Below are 15,316 nucleotides of genomic sequence, written 5' to 3' on the forward strand. Positions count from 1 at the left end.
TATGCGGGGCATGGGGAGGACTAGTCGAGCTCTGCTCGCGTCGGCGACCGCTGCCCTGGTGCCGGTGCTCGTGCTCGCACCGGGTGCGGCCCAGGCCGCGCACCCGGGCCACCGCGGCACGCAGGACCGCACCGTGGCGCCGCTGCAGGCGATCTCGTCCGACTCGGTCGTCGACAGCTACGGCGTCGGCATCCACCTCAACTTCCTGGACACGCCGTACCAGGACGCCGGCGCGGTCGCGGACGCGCTGTCCGGTCTCGGCGTCCGGCACGTGCGCGACGACCTGTTCCTCGACTCGCCGCGGCAGTACCGCGCGATCAGGACCGTCGCCGACCGCGGGATCGGCTTCGACCTGATCATGGGCCGGCCGGACAGCGGCGGGACGCCGGCCGACTACGTGCGGACCGTGGCCGACCAGCTGCCCGCCGGTGCGGTCGAGAGCCTGGAGGGCGCCAACGAGTGGGACCTGTCCGGCGGCGACGGCTGGGTCGACGAGGTGCGCGGCTGGCAGCAGGGGCTGTACGCCGCCGCGCACGCGAACGCCGCGACCAGGGACCTGCCCGTGCTCTCCCCGGCGCTGGCGTTCAAGTGGAACTACACCGACCTGGGCGACGTCTCGGCGATGGCGGACCTCGCGAACGCGCACATGTACCCGGGCGGCTACCAGCCGTCGAACCAGATCGGCGCGATCACCCACGCGGTCCGGCAGTCGATGCCCGACCAGCCGCTGGTCACCACCGAGGCCGGCTACACCAACGCGATGAACAGCTCCAGCAGCCACCGGCCGGTGCCGGAGGACGTGGCGGGCGTGTACCTGCCGCGGCTGCTGCTCGAGCACGTCGCCCGCGGCGAGCAGCGGGTGTACAGCTACGAGCTGATCGACTCCTTCGACGACCCGGACCAGACCAACGTCGAGGCGCACTTCGGCCTGCTCCGCCACGACCTGTCGCCGAAGCCGGCCTACACCGCGATGCGGGACCTGCTCGGCCTGCTGGCCGACCCGGGCCCGACCTTCTCGCCCGGCGCGCTGGCCGTCGGCGCCGAGGGCCTGCCGAACGACGCGAGGTACCTGCTCACCCAGCAGCGGGACGGGCGCTTCGTGCTGCTGCTGTGGCGCGACGTGCGCATCTACGACCCGGACCGGCAGCAGCCGCTGCCGGTGACCCCGGCCGACGTCACGATCCGGCTGGACGTGCCGCACGACCTCACGGTCTACCGCCCCACCGACGGGCCCGACCTGGTGCGCGAACGCGTCGGCACGACGGTGCCCGTCGCGCTCGACGGGCAGGTCACCGTCGTCACGATCGACCCGACCGACCCGCCCGCGCCGGCGAACCTGACCGCGACCCCGGGCGACGGCAGCGCCACGCTGCGCTGGAAGCTGCCGCCGACGTCGGCCCACGTGACCGGCTTCGAGGTGACCCGCGGCGGCGGCGTGCCGGTCCGCCTGCCCCCTGGCGCCCGCTCGTACACCGAGAGCGGGCTGCTCAACGGCGCGGCCTACGACTACACGGTGCGCACCGTCGGCGCGGACGGCTCCTCGGACCCGGTCGCCACGACGGTCGTCCCCGCGACGGTCCCGACCGCGCCGGGCATCGTGAAGGTGACGCCCGGCAAGGGCCGGGTCACCCTCACCTGGACGCCTGCCGATGGGAACGGCCGGCCGGTGACGGCGTACCGCCTGACCGCCGGGGGACGCACGATGACCGTCGGACCGGACGCCCGGCAGGCGACGGTCCGGAGGCTGGTGTCCGGCAAGCGGCTGCGGGTGACGGTGCAGGCGCGCAACGAGATGGGCTGGGGAGACGTCGCGAAGACCAGGCGGGTCCGCATCCGCTAGGTATCATTACCTGTGGTTAATGATATCGACCAGCTCCAGGTCGACCTCGGCGACGGCTTCCAGCTGGCCACCAAGGTCGTCATCGCGGTCTTCCTGTTCGGCGTGGCACTCGACGTCCGGCCGTCCGACCTGCGCGACGTCGTGCGCCGCCCACGCGCCATCGGCGCCGGGCTGCTGGCCCAGTACCTCCTGATGCCGGTGCTCACGGTGCTGCTCACGCTGGCGCTGGACGTCCGCGGCTCGGTCGCGATCGGGATGATCCTGGTGGTCTGCTGCCCGGCCGGGAACCTCTCGAACATCCTGACCCACCGGGCGGGCGGCGACGTGGCGCTCTCGATCTCGCTGACCACCGCGTCGAACGTCGTCGCGATCGTCCTCACCCCGGCGGCGGTGGCGTTCTGGTGCGGCCTGAACCCCGCCGCCGACGACCTCCTCAACGACGTGTCGATCAACGCGTGGGGCATGGCCGCGGAGGTCGCGCTGCTGATCGGGCTGCCGTTCGCGGCCGGGCTGCTCGCGGCCTGGCGGTTCCCAGGCTTCTCCGCGCGGGCCCGCCGCTTCGTCGAGCCCGGGGCGCTGGTGCTGCTCCTGCTGATCGTGGTCGGTGGCCTGGCCGGGCAGTTCGCGGCGTTCCGGACCTACGTCGGCGCCGTGGCGCTCGCGATCGTGCTGCAGAACGCGATCTCGCTGCTGGCGGGCTACGGCACGGGGCGCGGGCTGCGGCTCGCGGTGCCCGGAGTGCGCGCCATGACCTTCGAGCTCGGCGTCCGCAACACCGGTCTCGCGCTGGTGCTCGCGCTCGGGTTCTTCGGCGACCTCGGCGGCGTGGCGTTCGTCGCGGCGCTCTGGGGGCTGTGGGACGTCACGACCGGGCTGGTGCTCTCGAGCTGGTGGAGGCGGGCTACGGCTCCCGCAGCACCCGCGGGATCGCGGGGGACGCCCGCTGCGCGATGACCGTGAGCCCGCGGCGCAGTGCGGTCGCCCGGCTGCCGAGCGACTCCTCGAAGTCGGCGTGGAACCGGCGCGCGTCGGCGAGCGCAGCGTGCCCGAGGGCGGTGGCCCTGATCGCGCGGACCCGACGGTCGCCGGGGGCGGCCACCCGCTCGACGTATCCGTCGCGCACCATCGCGTCCACCACCTTCAGGGCCGCCGGGCTGGACACCTCGAGCAGGTCCGCCACCTTCCGGAGGCTGAGGGCGTCGGTGCCGAGCACCCGGAGGACGAACCCGGTGCGGGTGCTGAAGCCGGCGTAGCCGGAGTCGCGCATGTGGGTCTGCAGCCCGTCGACGAACGTCGCGTTGGCGATCGCCAGCAGCACGCCGAAGTCCGGTTCGTCCACGAGGGCAACTCTAGGGAAGCCGCGACGGGACCGGTTCCTCGCTCAGCTGCAGCAGGTGCTGAACCGGGTCCCGGGCCAGCTCAGCTCGGACGGACGGTCTCCGGCTCCACGTCGGCCTCGGCCTCCGCCTGGGGACCGGGGACGACGTGGGTCCGGACCCGCACGATCGGCACGAACGCCCCGACGACCGCGGCCCCGGCGGCGACGATCGCGAGGACGGCGAAGCCGTGGGTGTAACCGGACTCGTGGGGGAACCCCGACGGCTGCACGTTCGCGGTGATGACGCTGGTGACCACGGCGGCGCCGATGGCGCCGCCGACGGTGCGGATGTTGGTGTTCATGCCGGTCGCGACGCCGGTCTGGCTCTGCGGCACGGCGGCGACCACGAGGTTCGACATGGCGGCGAACGCGAGGCCGAACGCGAGGCCGAGGCCGCTGGTCGCGACGAGGACCTGCCAGATCTCGTCGTGGGCGAGCGTCAGCGCGAGGGTGGACGCTGCGGTCAGTGCCGCGCCGAACACCATCATCGCCTTGGACCCGAAGCGCACGGTCAGCCGGCCGGCCATCACCCCCGCGATGAACGACGCGACCGTCTGGGGGAGCAGCAGCAGGCCGGACTCGGTGACGCTCACGCCGAAGCCGTAGCCGGCGGACTCCGGCGTCTGGAGGAACTGCGGGAGGAACGCGTACGTCGCGTACATGCCGGCGCCGAACAGCAGCGCGACCAGGTTCACGGTCCACACGGTCGGGATCCGCATCATCTTCATGTCGACGAGCGGCTGGTCGCTGCGGGACTCCGCCCAGACCCAGACGACGAGGAGGATCGCGGCGATGACGAACAGACCGATCACCCGCGCCGACGACCAGCCCCACAGGTGACCCTCGGTGACGCCGACGAGGAGCGCGACGAGCCAGCCGGACATGAGCAGCGCCGTGCCGACGTTGATCCGTCCGGGCGTGCGCTCCGGGGACTCGGGGACGTAGAAGGCGGCCGCGAGTGCGGCCACGACGGTCATCACCATCGGGATCCAGAACAGCCAGTGGTAGCTCAGCGCGTCGACGACCGGCCCGGCGATCACCAGGCCGACGCCGCCGCCCACCGCGAGCAGCGCGGACGCCGTACCGATGGCGCCGGCGACCTTCTCGCGCGGGAACTCGTCGCGGACGATGCCGAACGTCAGCGGCAGCACGCCGCCGCCGATGCCCTGCACCACCCGGGCAGCGATCATCACGCCGATGCTCGTGGCGATCGCGGCCATGAACGAGCCGACGGCGAGCGCGGCGAGCGCGACGACGAGCATCCGCTCCTTGCCGACCTTGTCGCCGACCCGGCCGATGATCGGGGTGAACACGCTCGCGGACAGCAGGTACGCCGTCAGCACCCAGCTCACGGTCGCCTGGTCGGTGCCGAGGCCGGCCTCGATGGTCGGGAGCACCGGGTTGACCATCGACTGGAGCAGCGAGAACGCTCCGACGCCGAGGCAGAGGACGGCGAAGGTGACGCGGTAGTCCGCGCGTCGTTCCAGGGGAGCGGTCACGTGGTGCCGCAACCGCGTGGCCGCCCGATTCATTCCGTAGCCTTGGCCCGTCATGATCTGCGACCACTTCGATGCGGGCCGCTGCCGCTCGTGCAGCTGGCTCGGCACGCCGTACGACGCGCAGCTGGTCGCCAAGCAGCGGCAGGTCGAGGACCTGCTTCGCGGCCACCGGGTCGCGTGGGACGCGCCGGTCGCGAGCCCGCAGCTCGGCTTCCGCAACAAGGCGAAGATGGTCGTCCACGGCACGGTCGCCGAGCCGACGCTGGGGATCCTGAACCCGGCCGGCGCGGGGATCGACCTGCGCGACTGCCCGCTGCACACGGCCGGGATCCGGACCGCGCTCCCCGTCCTGGCCGCGTTCGTCACGCGGGCGGCGCTGACGCCGTACGACGTGCCCTCGCGCAGCGGTGAGCTGAAGCACCTGCTCGTGACGGAGTCGCCGGACGGCGAGCTGATGGTGCGGTTCGTGCTGCGATCGCAGGAGCCAGTCGCCCGGATCCGCAAGCACCTGCCGTGGCTCCAGGCGGAGCTGCCGGAGGTCGTGGTCGCGTCGGTGAACCTCCAGCCCGAGCACAAGGCGGTCCTCGAGGGGGAGCGGGAGATCCCGCTGAGCCGGCAGGAGACGCTGACGATGCGGTTGACGGGGCTCGCGCTGCACCTGCGGCCGCAGAGCTTCTTCCAGACGAACACGCCGATGGCGGCCGAGCTGTACCGGCTCGGGCGGGAATGGGTGGCGGCGGTCTCGCCGCGGTCGGTGTGGGACCTGTACTCAGGAGTCGGGGGATTCGCCCTGGCGATCGCGGGCACCGGGGCCGACGTGACCGGCATCGAGATCAGCCGCGAGGCGGTGGCGTCGGCGACGCTGAGCTCAATGGAGATGGGCTCAATGGAGATGGGCTCAATGGAGATGGGCTCAATGGAGATGGGCCCGACGGAGACGGGCGCCGCCGGGCAGGGCGCGGTGCGCTTCGAGGCGGGCGATGCGACGGCGTACGCCGTGGGCTCGACCGCACCGCCGGACCTCGTGGTCGTGAACCCGCCCCGCCGCGGCATCGGCCCCGAGCTGGCCGGCTGGCTGGAGTCGTCCGGGGTCGGGCACGTCCTGTACTCGAGCTGCAACGCGCAGACGCTGGCGAAGGACCTCGACGCGATGCCGTCGCTGCGGGCGGTCCGCGGCCGGCTGCTGGACATGTTCCCGAACACCGCCCACTACGAGGTGCTCACGCTCCTGGAGCGGGCGTGAGCGACCCGCGCGCACGGCTCGAGGCGGAGCACCGGCGGACGGCGGCGCGGCTCGCGGCGCTGCGCGGGGACCACCGCGGGTTCGTCGAGGCGTCGAAGGACTCGAACGCCGACGACGAGCACGACCCCGAGGGCGCCACGATCGCGTTCGAGCGGTCCCAGGTCGCGGCACTGGTGCGGCAGGCCGAGGAGCACCTGGCCGCGGTCGAGGCGGCGCTCGCGCGGGTGGACGCCGGGACCTACGGGGTGTGTGCCGTCTGCGGCCGGGAGATCCCGGCCGAGCGGCTCGAGGCCCGGCCGACGGCGGCGACCTGCGTCGCGTGCGCTACTTCGGGGGCAGCGACCGGGCGTAGGTCACCCCGACGTTGACCCAGCGCCGGAGCTCGACGTCGGTGCCCACGCCCTCGGGGACGACGCGCAGCCAGCCGTTCATCGCCCGCCCGCGCATCACGAACGGGTCGGTGTGCGGGTGCGCGAGGTGCTGCTCGGCCTCGTCCGGGTCGACCCGGAGCAGCAGCCCGCCCTCGTGACTGGCAGCGACCGCCATGTTCCCGCCGACGAGGAAGGCCAGGCCGCCGAACATCTTCTGCTCGGTCACGCCCGGCTCGCCCTCGACGAGCTCGCGGATCCGCTCGGCCAGCCGCTCGTCGTACGCCATGCCTCGATTGTGGGACCCTCGAGCATGAGCATGGGAGAGGTGAGCGGCGCGTCGGTCTCGCTCGGGGCGGCGTTCCGGCCCGAGACCATCGGCGATGCCGCGGTCGCGCAGATGATCGCGGTGCTCGACGCCCAGGACGCCGCGCCGTCGATCGAACGACTGCGGGCGTGGATGCTGGCCGCGGGCGACGTACGGCGCGGGGAGGCCTGCGTGGACGTCGGCAGCGGCACGGGGACCATGACCCGCCGGCTCGCGGCCCTGGCCGGACCGGACGGCCGGGCGCTCGGCGTGGAGCCGAACGGCATGCTGCGCGTGGTGGCGGAGGCCCGGGCCGGGGAGGTCGACTCGGCCGCGGAGTTCTGCCAGGGCCTGGCGACCGAGATCCCGTTGCCCGACGAGAGCGTCGACGTGCTGTGGTGCGAGCGGGTGCTCCAGCACGTGCCGGAGCCGGCAGCGGCCATCGCGGAGTTCGGGCGGGTGCTGCGGCCCGGCGGTCGGGCGCTGCTGCTCGACTCCGACCACGAGTCCCGCGTCGAGTCCGACGTCGACCCGGCGGTGTCGCGGGCGATGACGACGGCGTTCATGGGCCAGCTCGCGAACCCGAGCGCCGCGCGCAACATCCCGCGCCAGGCGATCCAGGCGGGCCTGTCGGTCGACCCCGACGTCGGCTCGTCGGCGCTCGTCCAGTCACAGGACATGCTGCTCCGCTCGGACCTGAGCCGGATGTCGGCCGAGCAGGCGGTCGGCGACGGCACGATCACGCCCGAGCAGGCCGCGGCGGCCCTGGCCGCGCAGGCCGAGGCGGCGCGGAACGGCTGGGCCTTCTGGGCGGTCACGGTCTTCGGATTCGTCTGCCGCAAGGACTGAGGAGGACACTGTGGGAATGCGCCGTCTGCTCCTCGCCCCGGTGGCACTCATGGCGCTCGCGACCGCCGCGCCCGCCGCGCCGGCCGTCGCCTCGGCGCCGCCGACCGAGCGGACCATCACGGACCCGGTCGAGCCGCACAAGGCCTACGACATCGTCTCGGTGACGCTGAAGGCCGCCTCGGCGGCGGGCCGCAAGGCTCGGGTGACGGTGGTGCACGGCCGCCGGGTCGACGTCGGCGACGGCATCGACGTCTGGGTCGACAGCGACGGCGACCGGGTGCCCGACCTGTTCATCACCGGGGTGTCCTTCAGCGAGTACGGCGTCTACAGGGCCCGCGACTGGGACCGCCACCACCGGGACATCAGCGACCGTGGGTGCGCCTCGGTGCGGATGATCGGGACGAAGTCGGTGATCCGGTTCGACCCGAGCTGCCTCGGTCCCTCCGAGCGGTTCTCGGTGTCCGTGCGGTCGCACGTCCAGGACCGGGCGGCCCGCACCGACGACTACGTCCCTGGGGTCCACCGGCTGACGAAGCGGGTCCTCTCCTACACCGGCTGAGCCACTCGAGTCCCAGGCCCGGCCCGGTGCCGCGCTCGGGACGCGGCGCCGGACCGGGTGGTCGGTCCCAGCCTCAGTCGTTCTGCTCCGGAGACCCCGATCAGCCAAGGCGTTGGCGGGCGGGGACCGCTACGTCAATTCCGGGTAACTGCCGCGCGGCCGCCCGCCCACCGGCTTGTCAGACTGTGTCCATGGAGCAGCGCGTCCTCGGAAGGACCGGCCGCGAGGTCTCGGTCGTCGGTCTCGGCACCTGGCAGCTCGGCGCCGACTGGGGCACGGTCTCCGAGGCCGACGCGCATGCCGTGCTGGAGGCGTCGGTCGAGTCCGGGGTGACGTTCCTCGACACCGCTGACGTGTACGGCGACGGCCGCAGCGAGGAGATCATCGGGACCTTCCTGCGGACCCACCCCGACGTGTTCGTCGCGACCAAGATGGGGCGCCGGATGGAGCAGGAGCCGGACAACTACCGGCTCGACAACTTCCGCTCCTGGATCGACCGCTCCCGGCGCGGACTCGGCGTGGACAGGCTGGACCTGGTGCAGCTGCACTGCCCGCCGACGGAGGTGGTCGAGGCGGACCGGATCTACGACGACCTCGACACGCTGGTGGCCGAGGGCGACATCGCGGCGTACGGCCTGAGCGTCGAGACCGTCGACCAGGCGCTGGCGGCGATCGCGCGGCCGCACGTCGCCACGGTGCAGATCATCCTGAACGCGTTCCGGCTCAAGCCCCTGGACGAGGTGCTGCCCGCGGCTGCTGCGGCCGGGGTCGGCGTCATCGCGCGCGTGCCCTTGGCGTCCGGCCTGCTGTCGGGGAAGTACGACCGGTCGACGACGTTCGCCGCCGACGACCACCGCACCTACAACCGCGACGGCAGCGCGTTCGACGTGGGTGAGACGTTCTCGGGCGTGGACTTCGCGGTCGGCGTGGAGGCCGCGCAGGCCTTCGTCGACCTGATCGACACGGTCGGCCCCACGGGGCTCAGCCCCGCCGAGGTGGCCCTCGCGTGGGTCTGGCAGCAGCCCGGCGTCACGACGGTCATCCCCGGTGCCCGCAACGCCCAGCAGGCGCGCGCGAACGCCGCCGCCGGCGATGCGGACCCGCTCCCGCCGGCGTTCCTCGACGGGGTGCGGGACCTGTACGACCGGTACTTCCGGGCGGCCGTGCACGAGCGCTGGTAGGGCCGGTTCACCTCCGGGGTGGTCAGGCGAGCAGCTTGCGGAGCCGGGCACCGGCCTGGAACCGGTGCTGCCGGCGGCGCAGGTCGCCGCGGCGGCTGCGGATCCGGCCGAGCTCGTCGACCTCGAGGTGGGTCAGCATCAGGGCGGTGGTGGGGTCGATGTTCAGTGAGGCGATCATGAGGACGACGGTGCGCGCCTGAGGTGGTCGCCCACATCGGGCGACCTCCTTAGATCCCCCTGTCGGGTACCTCAGACTCCGGTCTAGGCTGGGTGCCGATGAGCGCCGAGGACTACTGCGACCTGTGTGACCTCCCGAAGTCCCAGTGCATCCACGGGAACCCACCGGCGCCCCCGCCGCCGCGCGCGACGGCCCGGACGGCGACGCCGCGGGCCGGCAGGCCGGTCGTCAAGAAGGCCGCGCCGAGCCGGTCGGTGCCGCGCAAGTGGACGCCGCCGGAGGCGTTCCGGCCCGACATCGTGGCGGTGCTGGAGGAGGCCGGTGGCCAGCTCGAGCAGGAGGAGCTGTTCCGGGCGCTGGAGGACCGGATGGCCGAGCGTCTCACCGAGGCGGACCACCAGACGACGCCCGAGGGCGAGCTGCGGTGGCGGTACGCCGCCCGCCGGGCGCGCCAGGCCCTGATCGCCGACGGCGAGATGACCAAGGGCCGGCCGGGCGTCTGGTCGCTGGGATGACCGGGCAGCCGGACGAGGTCAACGTCCTCGGCGGCGTCCTGGAGCCCTGCGGGACCGACCCGGTCACCGGCTACTTCCGCGACGGCAGCTGCCGCTGCGGGTCCGAGGACATCGGCCTGCACGCCGTGTGCGCGGTGATGACCGAGGAGTTCCTCGCCCACCAGCAGGCGGTCGGGAACGACCTGTCGACGCCGCGACCCGAGTACGCCTTCGCGGGCCTGCACCCCGGCGACCGCTGGTGCGTGGTCGCCGCGCGGTGGCTGCAGGCGTACGCGGACGGGTTCGCCGCGCCCGTCGTGCTCGCCGCTACGAACCAGCGGGCGCTCGAGATCGTCCCGCTGCGCGCGCTCGAGGAGCACTCCGTCGACGTCCCCGGGGACCCCGGCTCGTTGCTCTGACTCCCCGTTGATCTGACTCAGGGCACGACCGAACAGCCGGGTGGCAGCGGCTGACGTCCGGTGAGCGCGAGCAGCACGTCGGTGCCGAGGCCCAGCTCGAGGGCGCTGGCGCTCGCGAGCTCGAGCGCCTCGGCGAGCGCGACGGTCGGCGGCGTGAACGCCAGCCCGGTCGCCCGGGCGATGTCCAGGCAGTGCACGGTCAGCTCGAAGGTGCGGGTCGGGAGGTAGTCGCTCACCCGCATCCCGCCGGCGATGGTCTCCACCACCGGGTCGCCGTCGAGTGCGGCCAGCGCCGCGTCGGCGTCGGCCCGGTGCTGGTGGAGGGCGGCGACCGGGTCGTCGCCGAGGGCCTGCCCGGCGTCCACCCCGCGCTGGTCGATGGCCGCGGTCGTCTCCGCCGTGGCGAACCGGTCGACCGCGACGTAGTACGCCGCCGGCGACGCCACCGCGACGGTGTCGGCGCGGGTGCGGAGGTAGGTCGCCACGGTCACCAGCGAGCGGCCCGTGTGCCCGATCAGCGAGCGCAGGTCCCAGTCGCCGAGCCCCGGTCCGTCGTACCGCTCCCGAGGGACGGCGCCGACGAGGTCGAGGAACGCGTCGGCGGCGGCGTCGAAGCTGGCGCGGGGCTGCATGCCGCCATTCTCACAGCCGGGGGAGATTAATTCGGAGGCGCGGAGACAGGCTCCGGGCGCACGATGGGGGACATGAACGGGCAGCTCGCGCGGCACCGGGCCTGGCACGCGCTCACCGGGGAGCAGAAGCAGCTGCGCCTCGACGAGCTCCGCCGCCGCCAGCAGGCGCAGATCGAGATGGAGCTGCGGTTCCTCCGCCGAGCCTGACTCCCACAGCCGGTCCAGTCCAGTGGGGTTTCGTCCCTCGCGGGGCCGGACGCGGATTAGCGTTTGCCGACGCCAATCGGCGACCGGCTCCCTGAGGAGGGACCTCTCCATGACCGACACCAACGAACCCCTACCGACCCAGTCGGCGGTTCCGCCGCCGTACGAAGCGGCCCCGGCCGCACCCGCGGCCGTTCCCGCGATGGCGGGCGGCGCCGCAGCCGCGCCGTACGCCGTCCCGAGCGGTGCGCCGCTGGGCAAGATCCGCAGCACGGGCACCTGCGTGCTGCTCACGATCGTGACGCTCGGCATCTACTCCTGGTACTGGTGGTACAAGACGCACGACGAGATGAAGCGTCACTCCGGCGACGGCATCGGCGGACCGATCGCCCTGCTCCTCGCGGTCGTGGTCGGCATCGTGATGCCGTTCATCACCTCGGCGGAGGTCGGCAAGCTCTACGAGCGCGACGGCAGGCCCGCGCCGGTCAAGGCCGCGACCGGCCTGTGGTACCTGCTGCTCGGCTGGCTGTTCCTCATCGGCGCGATCGTGTGGTTCGTGAAGACGAACGGCGCGCTGAACGACTACTGGCGCTCGAAGGGCGCCCGCGAGGACTGAGCCTCGCTTTCGGGACGTCGAGCGGGCGAGGCCTTCGGTTGGCCTCGCCCGTGTGACGTCAGGCGGGTATCAGGGCCAGGAAGGGTTCGGACACGGGCCGGTCCGGGTCCATGTCGAGAACCGGCACCGTGTCATCGTCAGCCGGCACCGCGGTGTCAGGATCCGCTGCGGGCCACGCGAGCCAGACCAGCGTGGTCGGCGTGCGTCGCCGGAACTCCTCGTAGGCGGCCCTCGCGGTCGCCGCGACCACGTCCGGCGGGGGACGGTGATCGGGGCTGCGTTGACACCAGCTGAACTGGTAGAGGCCGACGTAGCCGAGGTCCTCGTACTCCTCGTCGATGCAGGCGAGGAGGGCGTCAACCTGCGCAGGATCGGTCACAACGTCGGATTTCCTTCCAGCGCGATCTTGATTGGCTTGTCGCTGTTCTGAGACACCACAGCGTAGGGACCGTGCGTGATCGGGTCCGGCCGGTTCCCGGGGTAGCCGTCCATGAGTCGGATCTGACGTCCGTTGCGGATCGGGTCCGTGAAGACCAAGCCCTCGCCCCGCTTCGCAGGTCGGACGTCCCACGGGCTCAACAGCTGCGTGAGGTCATGACGACTGAGGCCGCGCAACGAGTGCGGGTCAAACATCCGCTGATCGCGGAACGTGAGGCCGACCCTTCGCAGCCGCTCCAGGTCGGCCGTCGACATGGTCAGCGCCCGCGCGTCCGACGCGAGCACCAGCCCGGCGAACCTGCCGAAGGTCGACCGGGCGCGCAGCACGATCTCGCCCGCGGACCGCATCACCGCCGCTGCCGCGGCGGCCGCCGTGCGGACCGCCTCGACGAACTGCAGGATCCGGGGCATCTCGGCGCCGACGCGGGCGATGTTGATCGCGGTGGCGCCCGCGGCGGTACCGCCCGCGGTGACGAAGCTCAGCCCGATGCCGATGCCCTCGATGATCAGCGAGTCGCGGAGCAGGTCGAACAGGAAGTCGAGCATCGCGGCGCGCTGCTGCTCGACCTGGTCGGCGTACTGCTCGCAGGCGCCGGCGATCGCGACGTACTGCTCGGCCAGGTCACAGATGCCGCCCTTGAGGGTGCGCACGGCGTCGAGGGCGAGCGGGATCTCGGGAGAGTGCTCCTCGCCGAGCGCCGAGACGACCAGGTCGCAGTGGTCCACGAGGGCGGCGAGGCCCCCGGCGGCGCCGCGCCACGTCGCCCCGGCCGTGCGCAGCCTGTCGACGTCGGCGTCCGGCCAGATGAACGCCTCGACGTGGTCGAGGAGCCAGTTCAGTGTGTCCGGCAGGCCGGACGGATCGCCACCGAGCGAGGACGGCGGCGCCGTGGGGCGTACGCCGGTGTACGCGACGTCGTCCAGGCCGGCCAGTCCCTCGGCGGCGCGGTGGTTCTGGTGCGAGCCGTGCGTGAGGCGGCCGAGGCCGGCGAACGAGTCGGCCAGGTCGGCCAGCGCCGCGAGGCCGTCGGCAGCGGCGGCGTCGTAGGTCTCGGCGAAGTCGGCCGAGCTGGAGGAGTCGCCGGCCATGGCGGCGTAGCCCGCGAGGGCCGCGGACAGGGAGTCGCAGCGCAGTGCCGCGGCGTGGTTGGCGTGCCCGAAGGCGCTCGTCGCGGTCGTGTAGCCGCCGCCGTCGATGAGGAGCCTCATGCCGGCAGGCTGCCCGCGAGGAGGTGCCGCGACGCGGTCACCGCCCGGGCTGTGGACAACCGGCGCCACGACCGTCTCCGGCGCACCCCTCGGGGACCGCCGCTACCTCAGGTGACGATCCGGATCTCCTCGCCGAGCCGCGCACCCCGCAGCAGCTCCAGGTCGTCACCGGACCAGAACTTCCCCGGGTCGTAGTAGTTCGTCGGCCGGCTCCCGTCGAGCAGGCCCATCGCGGTGTACGTCGCCGCCACGACCTCGGCGCAGTACGTCAGCTCGGCGGAGGCCGCCCGGCGCACCCGCCCGCGCGCCCAGCGCCCGATCAGCTTGGCCGTGGCGGGGAAAGGCGTGCCGTCCAGCCGGGCGATCGTCCTCAGCACCGCGTCCTCCATCTCGCGGGTGACGGTCCCGTCCAGCTGGCGCAGCCAGGCCTGCTGTTCATACCGGCTGGTCCACTGGTCGACGGCGGCGCGCAGGTCGTGGAGCTGCACGCCGCGGTGGTGGCTGTTGGTCCAGACGTCCATCAGCCCCTTGCCGAGCTCGGCGTGCCACATCAGCGGTGGCAGGTCGTCGAGGACGACGGCCATCCCGACGTGGTTGACGGGTGCGTTGGTCAGGACCCGGATAGCGTGGTCCGCGGTCGAGCGGCCGCGGAACAGCCACAGGTCGCCGGTGCGGGTCAGGTCGACCGCCGTGTCGAGGTGCAGGTCGGTCATGGAAGGGGTCCTCGTGAAGCTGTGGAAGTGGCTCGGGCTCGCCGGGGTGGCCGGCGTCGCCGCCACCGGGGTCATCATCGCCCGTGACCAGCGCCAACGGGCGGAGCTCACGCCGGAGCAGGTGCGCGACCGGTTGCACGAGCGGATCGCCGAGCCTCCTGGCACCTCGGGGACCTAGCGGTTCCAAGTCGGCTCCCAGTCGCCTCCAAGGGCGCGCGCACACGATGGGCGTGCCCGCCAGGGAGGTGGGCACAACCCGAGAGGAACCGACATGAAGACCACGCTGATCGAGCGGCGTACCACCTGGCGCGCCCTGCCGCCCCAGGACAAGCAGCAGCGCCTGATGGACCTGCGCCGGAAGCACCAGCGGCAGGTGGAGTTCGAGATGCTGCGACTGCAGACCATCCGGTGACCCCTGCCATCCCCGGCCCCGCCCAGGGCGGAGCCGCGACCCGCGGGGCGACCCGGGCACCGTGGAGGAGACGTGACGTCGTGCGCGCGTCCCGTCCTCGGTGCCCCGGCCCCCGTCAACCGGTGGCAGCGACCTGTTGCCACATCCGTACGTTCGTGTCGGCCGCCGAGCGGTAGCGGTCGTGCGCGGTCGAGCCGGCCGCGCGCATCGCGGCGAGGCCCTCGCGCATCTCGCGGAACCCGGACTCCCACTCCGCCTGGGCCGTGGCCTGGGCGCCGGCGGCGCGGCCGCTCCAGGTGTCGTGCAGCACGGCGACCCGCCCCGCGATGGCGGCCAGCAGCTCGTCGAGCTCCTCGCCGCACCGGCCGAGCAGGTCGACGGTCGCGAGCAGCTCCTCGAGGTCCACGGCGTACATCAGCCCAGCCTCGTGGTGAGCCGGCCGAGCTCGGCGCCGGCGCCGGCGTCCGTGGCGGAGAAGTCGGCGTCGGCCGACTCGAGCAGGGTCGCCATCGAGCTCAGCCCCTCGAGGACTCGGGCGGCCCCGGCACACCACGCGTCCCACCCCTCGGCGTACGACGACGCGACAGTGCCCGACCAGGTGCCGAGGAGCGCGTCGACCGACCGGGCCGCGCGGTCCCGGTCGGCGGCGAGCCGCGAGGCGGCGTCGCGCAGGTCCGCCACGGCCGACCGGAAGGCCTGGTGATCAGTGGTCATGGTGCCCATGACCTGACGATGCCCCGTGCCGACGGCCATCGACACGGGGCGCCCGCGATCTGT

Annotated in this window: 23 protein-coding genes; 13 read left to right on the plus strand and 10 right to left on the minus strand. The window is 73.0% G+C overall.

Features of this window, described 5'->3' with window-relative positions:
* Positions 1-10 precede the first annotated feature (10 nt).
* Entirely contained in the window at positions 11-1,840 is a 1,830-nt protein-coding gene (locus N538_RS0111845; protein ID WP_155992069.1) for a fibronectin type III domain-containing protein, read from the plus strand.
* A 12-nt stretch (positions 1,841-1,852) separates the two neighbouring features.
* On the plus strand, positions 1,853-2,794 hold the full coding sequence (locus N538_RS25065; RefSeq protein WP_036570195.1) for a bile acid:sodium symporter family protein: 942 nt from the start codon (positions 1,853-1,855) through the stop codon (positions 2,792-2,794).
* On the opposite strand, the gene N538_RS27415 is transcribed toward N538_RS25065, so the two are convergent.
* Positions 2,742-3,179, minus strand: a complete 438-nt coding sequence (locus N538_RS27415; protein WP_051549212.1) for a MarR family winged helix-turn-helix transcriptional regulator — start codon at positions 3,177-3,179, stop codon at positions 2,742-2,744. The genes N538_RS25065 and N538_RS27415 overlap by 53 nt on opposite strands.
* Before the next feature lie 80 nt (positions 3,180-3,259).
* Entirely contained in the window at positions 3,260-4,717 is a 1,458-nt protein-coding gene (locus N538_RS25075; protein WP_051549213.1) for an MFS transporter, read from the minus strand.
* A gap of 52 nt (positions 4,718-4,769) precedes the next feature.
* On the opposite strand from N538_RS25075, the gene rlmC reads away from it, so the two are divergent.
* Complete coding sequence (gene rlmC, locus N538_RS0111865) at positions 4,770-5,960, plus strand: 23S rRNA (uracil(747)-C(5))-methyltransferase RlmC (RefSeq protein WP_028637488.1); 1,191 nt, start codon at positions 4,770-4,772, stop codon at positions 5,958-5,960.
* Positions 5,957-6,328, plus strand: coding sequence for a TraR/DksA family transcriptional regulator (locus N538_RS25080; protein WP_051549214.1), 372 nt, complete (start codon positions 5,957-5,959; stop codon positions 6,326-6,328). Before rlmC ends, N538_RS25080 begins: the two co-directional genes overlap by 4 nt.
* Here the strand turns inward: N538_RS25080 and N538_RS0111875 are convergent.
* A complete protein-coding gene (locus N538_RS0111875; RefSeq protein ID WP_028637489.1) occupies positions 6,285-6,617 on the minus strand; it encodes a TfoX/Sxy family protein in 333 nt (110 codons plus the stop codon). The genes N538_RS25080 and N538_RS0111875 overlap by 44 nt on opposite strands.
* Positions 6,618-6,647: 30 nt before the next feature.
* Between N538_RS0111875 and N538_RS0111880 the strand changes: the two genes are divergently transcribed.
* The 3 genes from N538_RS0111880 (at position 6,648) to N538_RS0111890 (ending at position 9,224) form a co-directional block, all read left to right on the plus strand.
* Positions 6,648-7,484 (plus strand): methyltransferase domain-containing protein, encoded by an 837-nt coding sequence (locus N538_RS0111880; RefSeq protein ID WP_197025316.1) that lies wholly within the window; start codon positions 6,648-6,650, stop codon positions 7,482-7,484.
* Positions 7,485-7,500: 16 nt separating this feature from the next.
* Complete coding sequence (locus tag N538_RS0111885; protein ID WP_028637491.1) at positions 7,501-8,043, plus strand: hypothetical protein; 543 nt, start codon at positions 7,501-7,503, stop codon at positions 8,041-8,043.
* A gap of 191 nt (positions 8,044-8,234) precedes the next feature.
* On the plus strand, positions 8,235-9,224 hold the full coding sequence (locus N538_RS0111890) for an aldo/keto reductase (RefSeq protein ID WP_028637492.1): 990 nt from the start codon (positions 8,235-8,237) through the stop codon (positions 9,222-9,224).
* 22 nt (positions 9,225-9,246) lie between these two features.
* Here the strand turns inward: N538_RS0111890 and N538_RS28420 are convergent, their stop codons facing one another.
* The gene (locus tag N538_RS28420) at positions 9,247-9,402 is read right to left on the minus strand and encodes a hypothetical protein (protein ID WP_155992070.1); all 156 of its coding nucleotides are present in this window, start codon (positions 9,400-9,402) and stop codon (positions 9,247-9,249) included.
* Positions 9,403-9,500: 98 nt separating this feature from the next.
* On the opposite strand from N538_RS28420, the gene N538_RS0111900 reads away from it, so the two are divergent.
* Together N538_RS0111900 and N538_RS0111905 are read left to right on the plus strand one after the other, a co-directional pair.
* A complete protein-coding gene (locus tag N538_RS0111900) occupies positions 9,501-9,917 on the plus strand; it encodes a hypothetical protein (protein WP_028637493.1) in 417 nt (138 codons plus the stop codon).
* Complete coding sequence (locus N538_RS0111905; RefSeq protein WP_028637494.1) at positions 9,914-10,315, plus strand: DUF2237 family protein; 402 nt, start codon at positions 9,914-9,916, stop codon at positions 10,313-10,315. The genes N538_RS0111900 and N538_RS0111905 overlap by 4 nt, the downstream gene beginning before the upstream one ends.
* A 17-nt stretch (positions 10,316-10,332) precedes the next feature.
* Here the strand turns inward: N538_RS0111905 and N538_RS0111910 are convergent, their stop codons facing one another.
* Positions 10,333-10,947 (minus strand): maleylpyruvate isomerase family mycothiol-dependent enzyme, encoded by a 615-nt coding sequence (locus N538_RS0111910; protein WP_028637495.1) that lies wholly within the window; start codon positions 10,945-10,947, stop codon positions 10,333-10,335.
* A gap of 72 nt (positions 10,948-11,019) precedes the next feature.
* On the opposite strand from N538_RS0111910, the gene N538_RS29485 reads away from it, so the two are divergent.
* Together N538_RS29485 and N538_RS0111920 are read left to right on the plus strand one after the other, a co-directional pair.
* Positions 11,020-11,154 carry a hypothetical protein gene (locus tag N538_RS29485; RefSeq protein WP_269320330.1) on the plus strand — a complete coding sequence of 45 codons (135 nt, stop codon included), beginning with the start codon at positions 11,020-11,022 and terminating at the stop codon, positions 11,152-11,154.
* A gap of 109 nt (positions 11,155-11,263) precedes the next feature.
* Positions 11,264-11,767 (plus strand): DUF4234 domain-containing protein, encoded by a 504-nt coding sequence (locus N538_RS0111920; protein ID WP_197025317.1) that lies wholly within the window; start codon positions 11,264-11,266, stop codon positions 11,765-11,767.
* 58 nt (positions 11,768-11,825) lie between these two features.
* On the opposite strand, the gene N538_RS0111925 is transcribed toward N538_RS0111920, so the two are convergent.
* The 3 genes from N538_RS0111925 to N538_RS0111935 form a co-directional block, all read right to left on the minus strand.
* The gene (locus N538_RS0111925; RefSeq protein WP_028637497.1) at positions 11,826-12,146 is read right to left on the minus strand and encodes a hypothetical protein; all 321 of its coding nucleotides are present in this window, start codon (positions 12,144-12,146) and stop codon (positions 11,826-11,828) included.
* Entirely contained in the window at positions 12,143-13,414 is a 1,272-nt protein-coding gene (locus N538_RS0111930) for a WXG100-like domain-containing protein (protein WP_028637498.1), read from the minus strand. The genes N538_RS0111925 and N538_RS0111930 overlap by 4 nt, the downstream gene beginning before the upstream one ends.
* Before the next feature lie 107 nt (positions 13,415-13,521).
* A complete protein-coding gene (locus tag N538_RS0111935; protein ID WP_028637499.1) occupies positions 13,522-14,127 on the minus strand; it encodes a hypothetical protein in 606 nt (201 codons plus the stop codon).
* Between the two features lie 13 nt (positions 14,128-14,140).
* Here N538_RS0111935 and N538_RS0111940 point away from each other — a divergent pair, with 13 nt between their 5' ends.
* Positions 14,141-14,305, plus strand: a complete 165-nt coding sequence (locus tag N538_RS0111940; RefSeq protein WP_197025318.1) for a hypothetical protein — start codon at positions 14,141-14,143, stop codon at positions 14,303-14,305.
* Between the two features lie 93 nt (positions 14,306-14,398).
* Entirely contained in the window at positions 14,399-14,539 is a 141-nt protein-coding gene (locus N538_RS28425) for a hypothetical protein (protein WP_155992071.1), read from the plus strand.
* Between the two features lie 115 nt (positions 14,540-14,654).
* Here N538_RS28425 and N538_RS0111950 read toward each other — a convergent pair whose 3' ends face one another.
* Complete coding sequence (locus tag N538_RS0111950) at positions 14,655-14,954, minus strand: WXG100 family type VII secretion target (protein WP_051549215.1); 300 nt, start codon at positions 14,952-14,954, stop codon at positions 14,655-14,657.
* Positions 14,954-15,262, minus strand: coding sequence for a WXG100 family type VII secretion target (locus tag N538_RS25085; protein ID WP_051549216.1), 309 nt, complete (start codon positions 15,260-15,262; stop codon positions 14,954-14,956). Before N538_RS25085 ends, N538_RS0111950 begins: the two co-directional genes overlap by 1 nt.
* Positions 15,263-15,316: the final 54 nt, after the last annotated feature.

Origin of the sequence: Nocardioides sp. URHA0032 (assembly GCF_000620645.1) — a bacterium.
Lineage (GTDB): Bacteria > Actinomycetota > Actinomycetes > Propionibacteriales > Nocardioidaceae > Nocardioides.

Bases quoted from the DNA above. Each gene is read 5' to 3' on its own strand.
- N538_RS0111845 (WP_155992069.1), top strand. From the start codon at position 11: ATGGGGAGGACTAGTCGAGCTCTGCTCGCGTCGGCGACCGCTGCCCTG.
- rlmC (WP_028637488.1), top strand. From the start codon at position 4,770: ATGATCTGCGACCACTTCGATGCGGGCCGCTGCCGCTCGTGCAGCTGG.
- N538_RS0111875 (WP_028637489.1), bottom strand. From the start codon at position 6,617: ATGGCGTACGACGAGCGGCTGGCCGAGCGGATCCGCGAGCTCGTCGAG.
- N538_RS0111880 (WP_197025316.1), top strand. From the start codon at position 6,648: ATGGGAGAGGTGAGCGGCGCGTCGGTCTCGCTCGGGGCGGCGTTCCGG.
- N538_RS0111885 (WP_028637491.1), top strand. From the start codon at position 7,501: ATGCGCCGTCTGCTCCTCGCCCCGGTGGCACTCATGGCGCTCGCGACC.
- N538_RS0111890 (WP_028637492.1), top strand. From the start codon at position 8,235: ATGGAGCAGCGCGTCCTCGGAAGGACCGGCCGCGAGGTCTCGGTCGTC.
- N538_RS28420 (WP_155992070.1), bottom strand. From the start codon at position 9,402: ATGATCGCCTCACTGAACATCGACCCCACCACCGCCCTGATGCTGACC.
- N538_RS0111900 (WP_028637493.1), top strand. From the start codon at position 9,501: ATGAGCGCCGAGGACTACTGCGACCTGTGTGACCTCCCGAAGTCCCAG.
- N538_RS0111905 (WP_028637494.1), top strand. From the start codon at position 9,914: ATGACCGGGCAGCCGGACGAGGTCAACGTCCTCGGCGGCGTCCTGGAG.
- N538_RS0111910 (WP_028637495.1), bottom strand. From the start codon at position 10,947: ATGCAGCCCCGCGCCAGCTTCGACGCCGCCGCCGACGCGTTCCTCGAC.
- N538_RS29485 (WP_269320330.1), top strand. From the start codon at position 11,020: ATGAACGGGCAGCTCGCGCGGCACCGGGCCTGGCACGCGCTCACCGGG.
- N538_RS0111920 (WP_197025317.1), top strand. From the start codon at position 11,264: ATGACCGACACCAACGAACCCCTACCGACCCAGTCGGCGGTTCCGCCG.
- N538_RS0111930 (WP_028637498.1), bottom strand. From the start codon at position 13,414: ATGAGGCTCCTCATCGACGGCGGCGGCTACACGACCGCGACGAGCGCC.
- N538_RS0111935 (WP_028637499.1), bottom strand. From the start codon at position 14,127: ATGACCGACCTGCACCTCGACACGGCGGTCGACCTGACCCGCACCGGC.
- N538_RS28425 (WP_155992071.1), top strand. From the start codon at position 14,399: ATGAAGACCACGCTGATCGAGCGGCGTACCACCTGGCGCGCCCTGCCG.
- N538_RS0111950 (WP_051549215.1), bottom strand. From the start codon at position 14,954: ATGTACGCCGTGGACCTCGAGGAGCTGCTCGCGACCGTCGACCTGCTC.
- N538_RS25085 (WP_051549216.1), bottom strand. From the start codon at position 15,262: ATGGGCACCATGACCACTGATCACCAGGCCTTCCGGTCGGCCGTGGCG.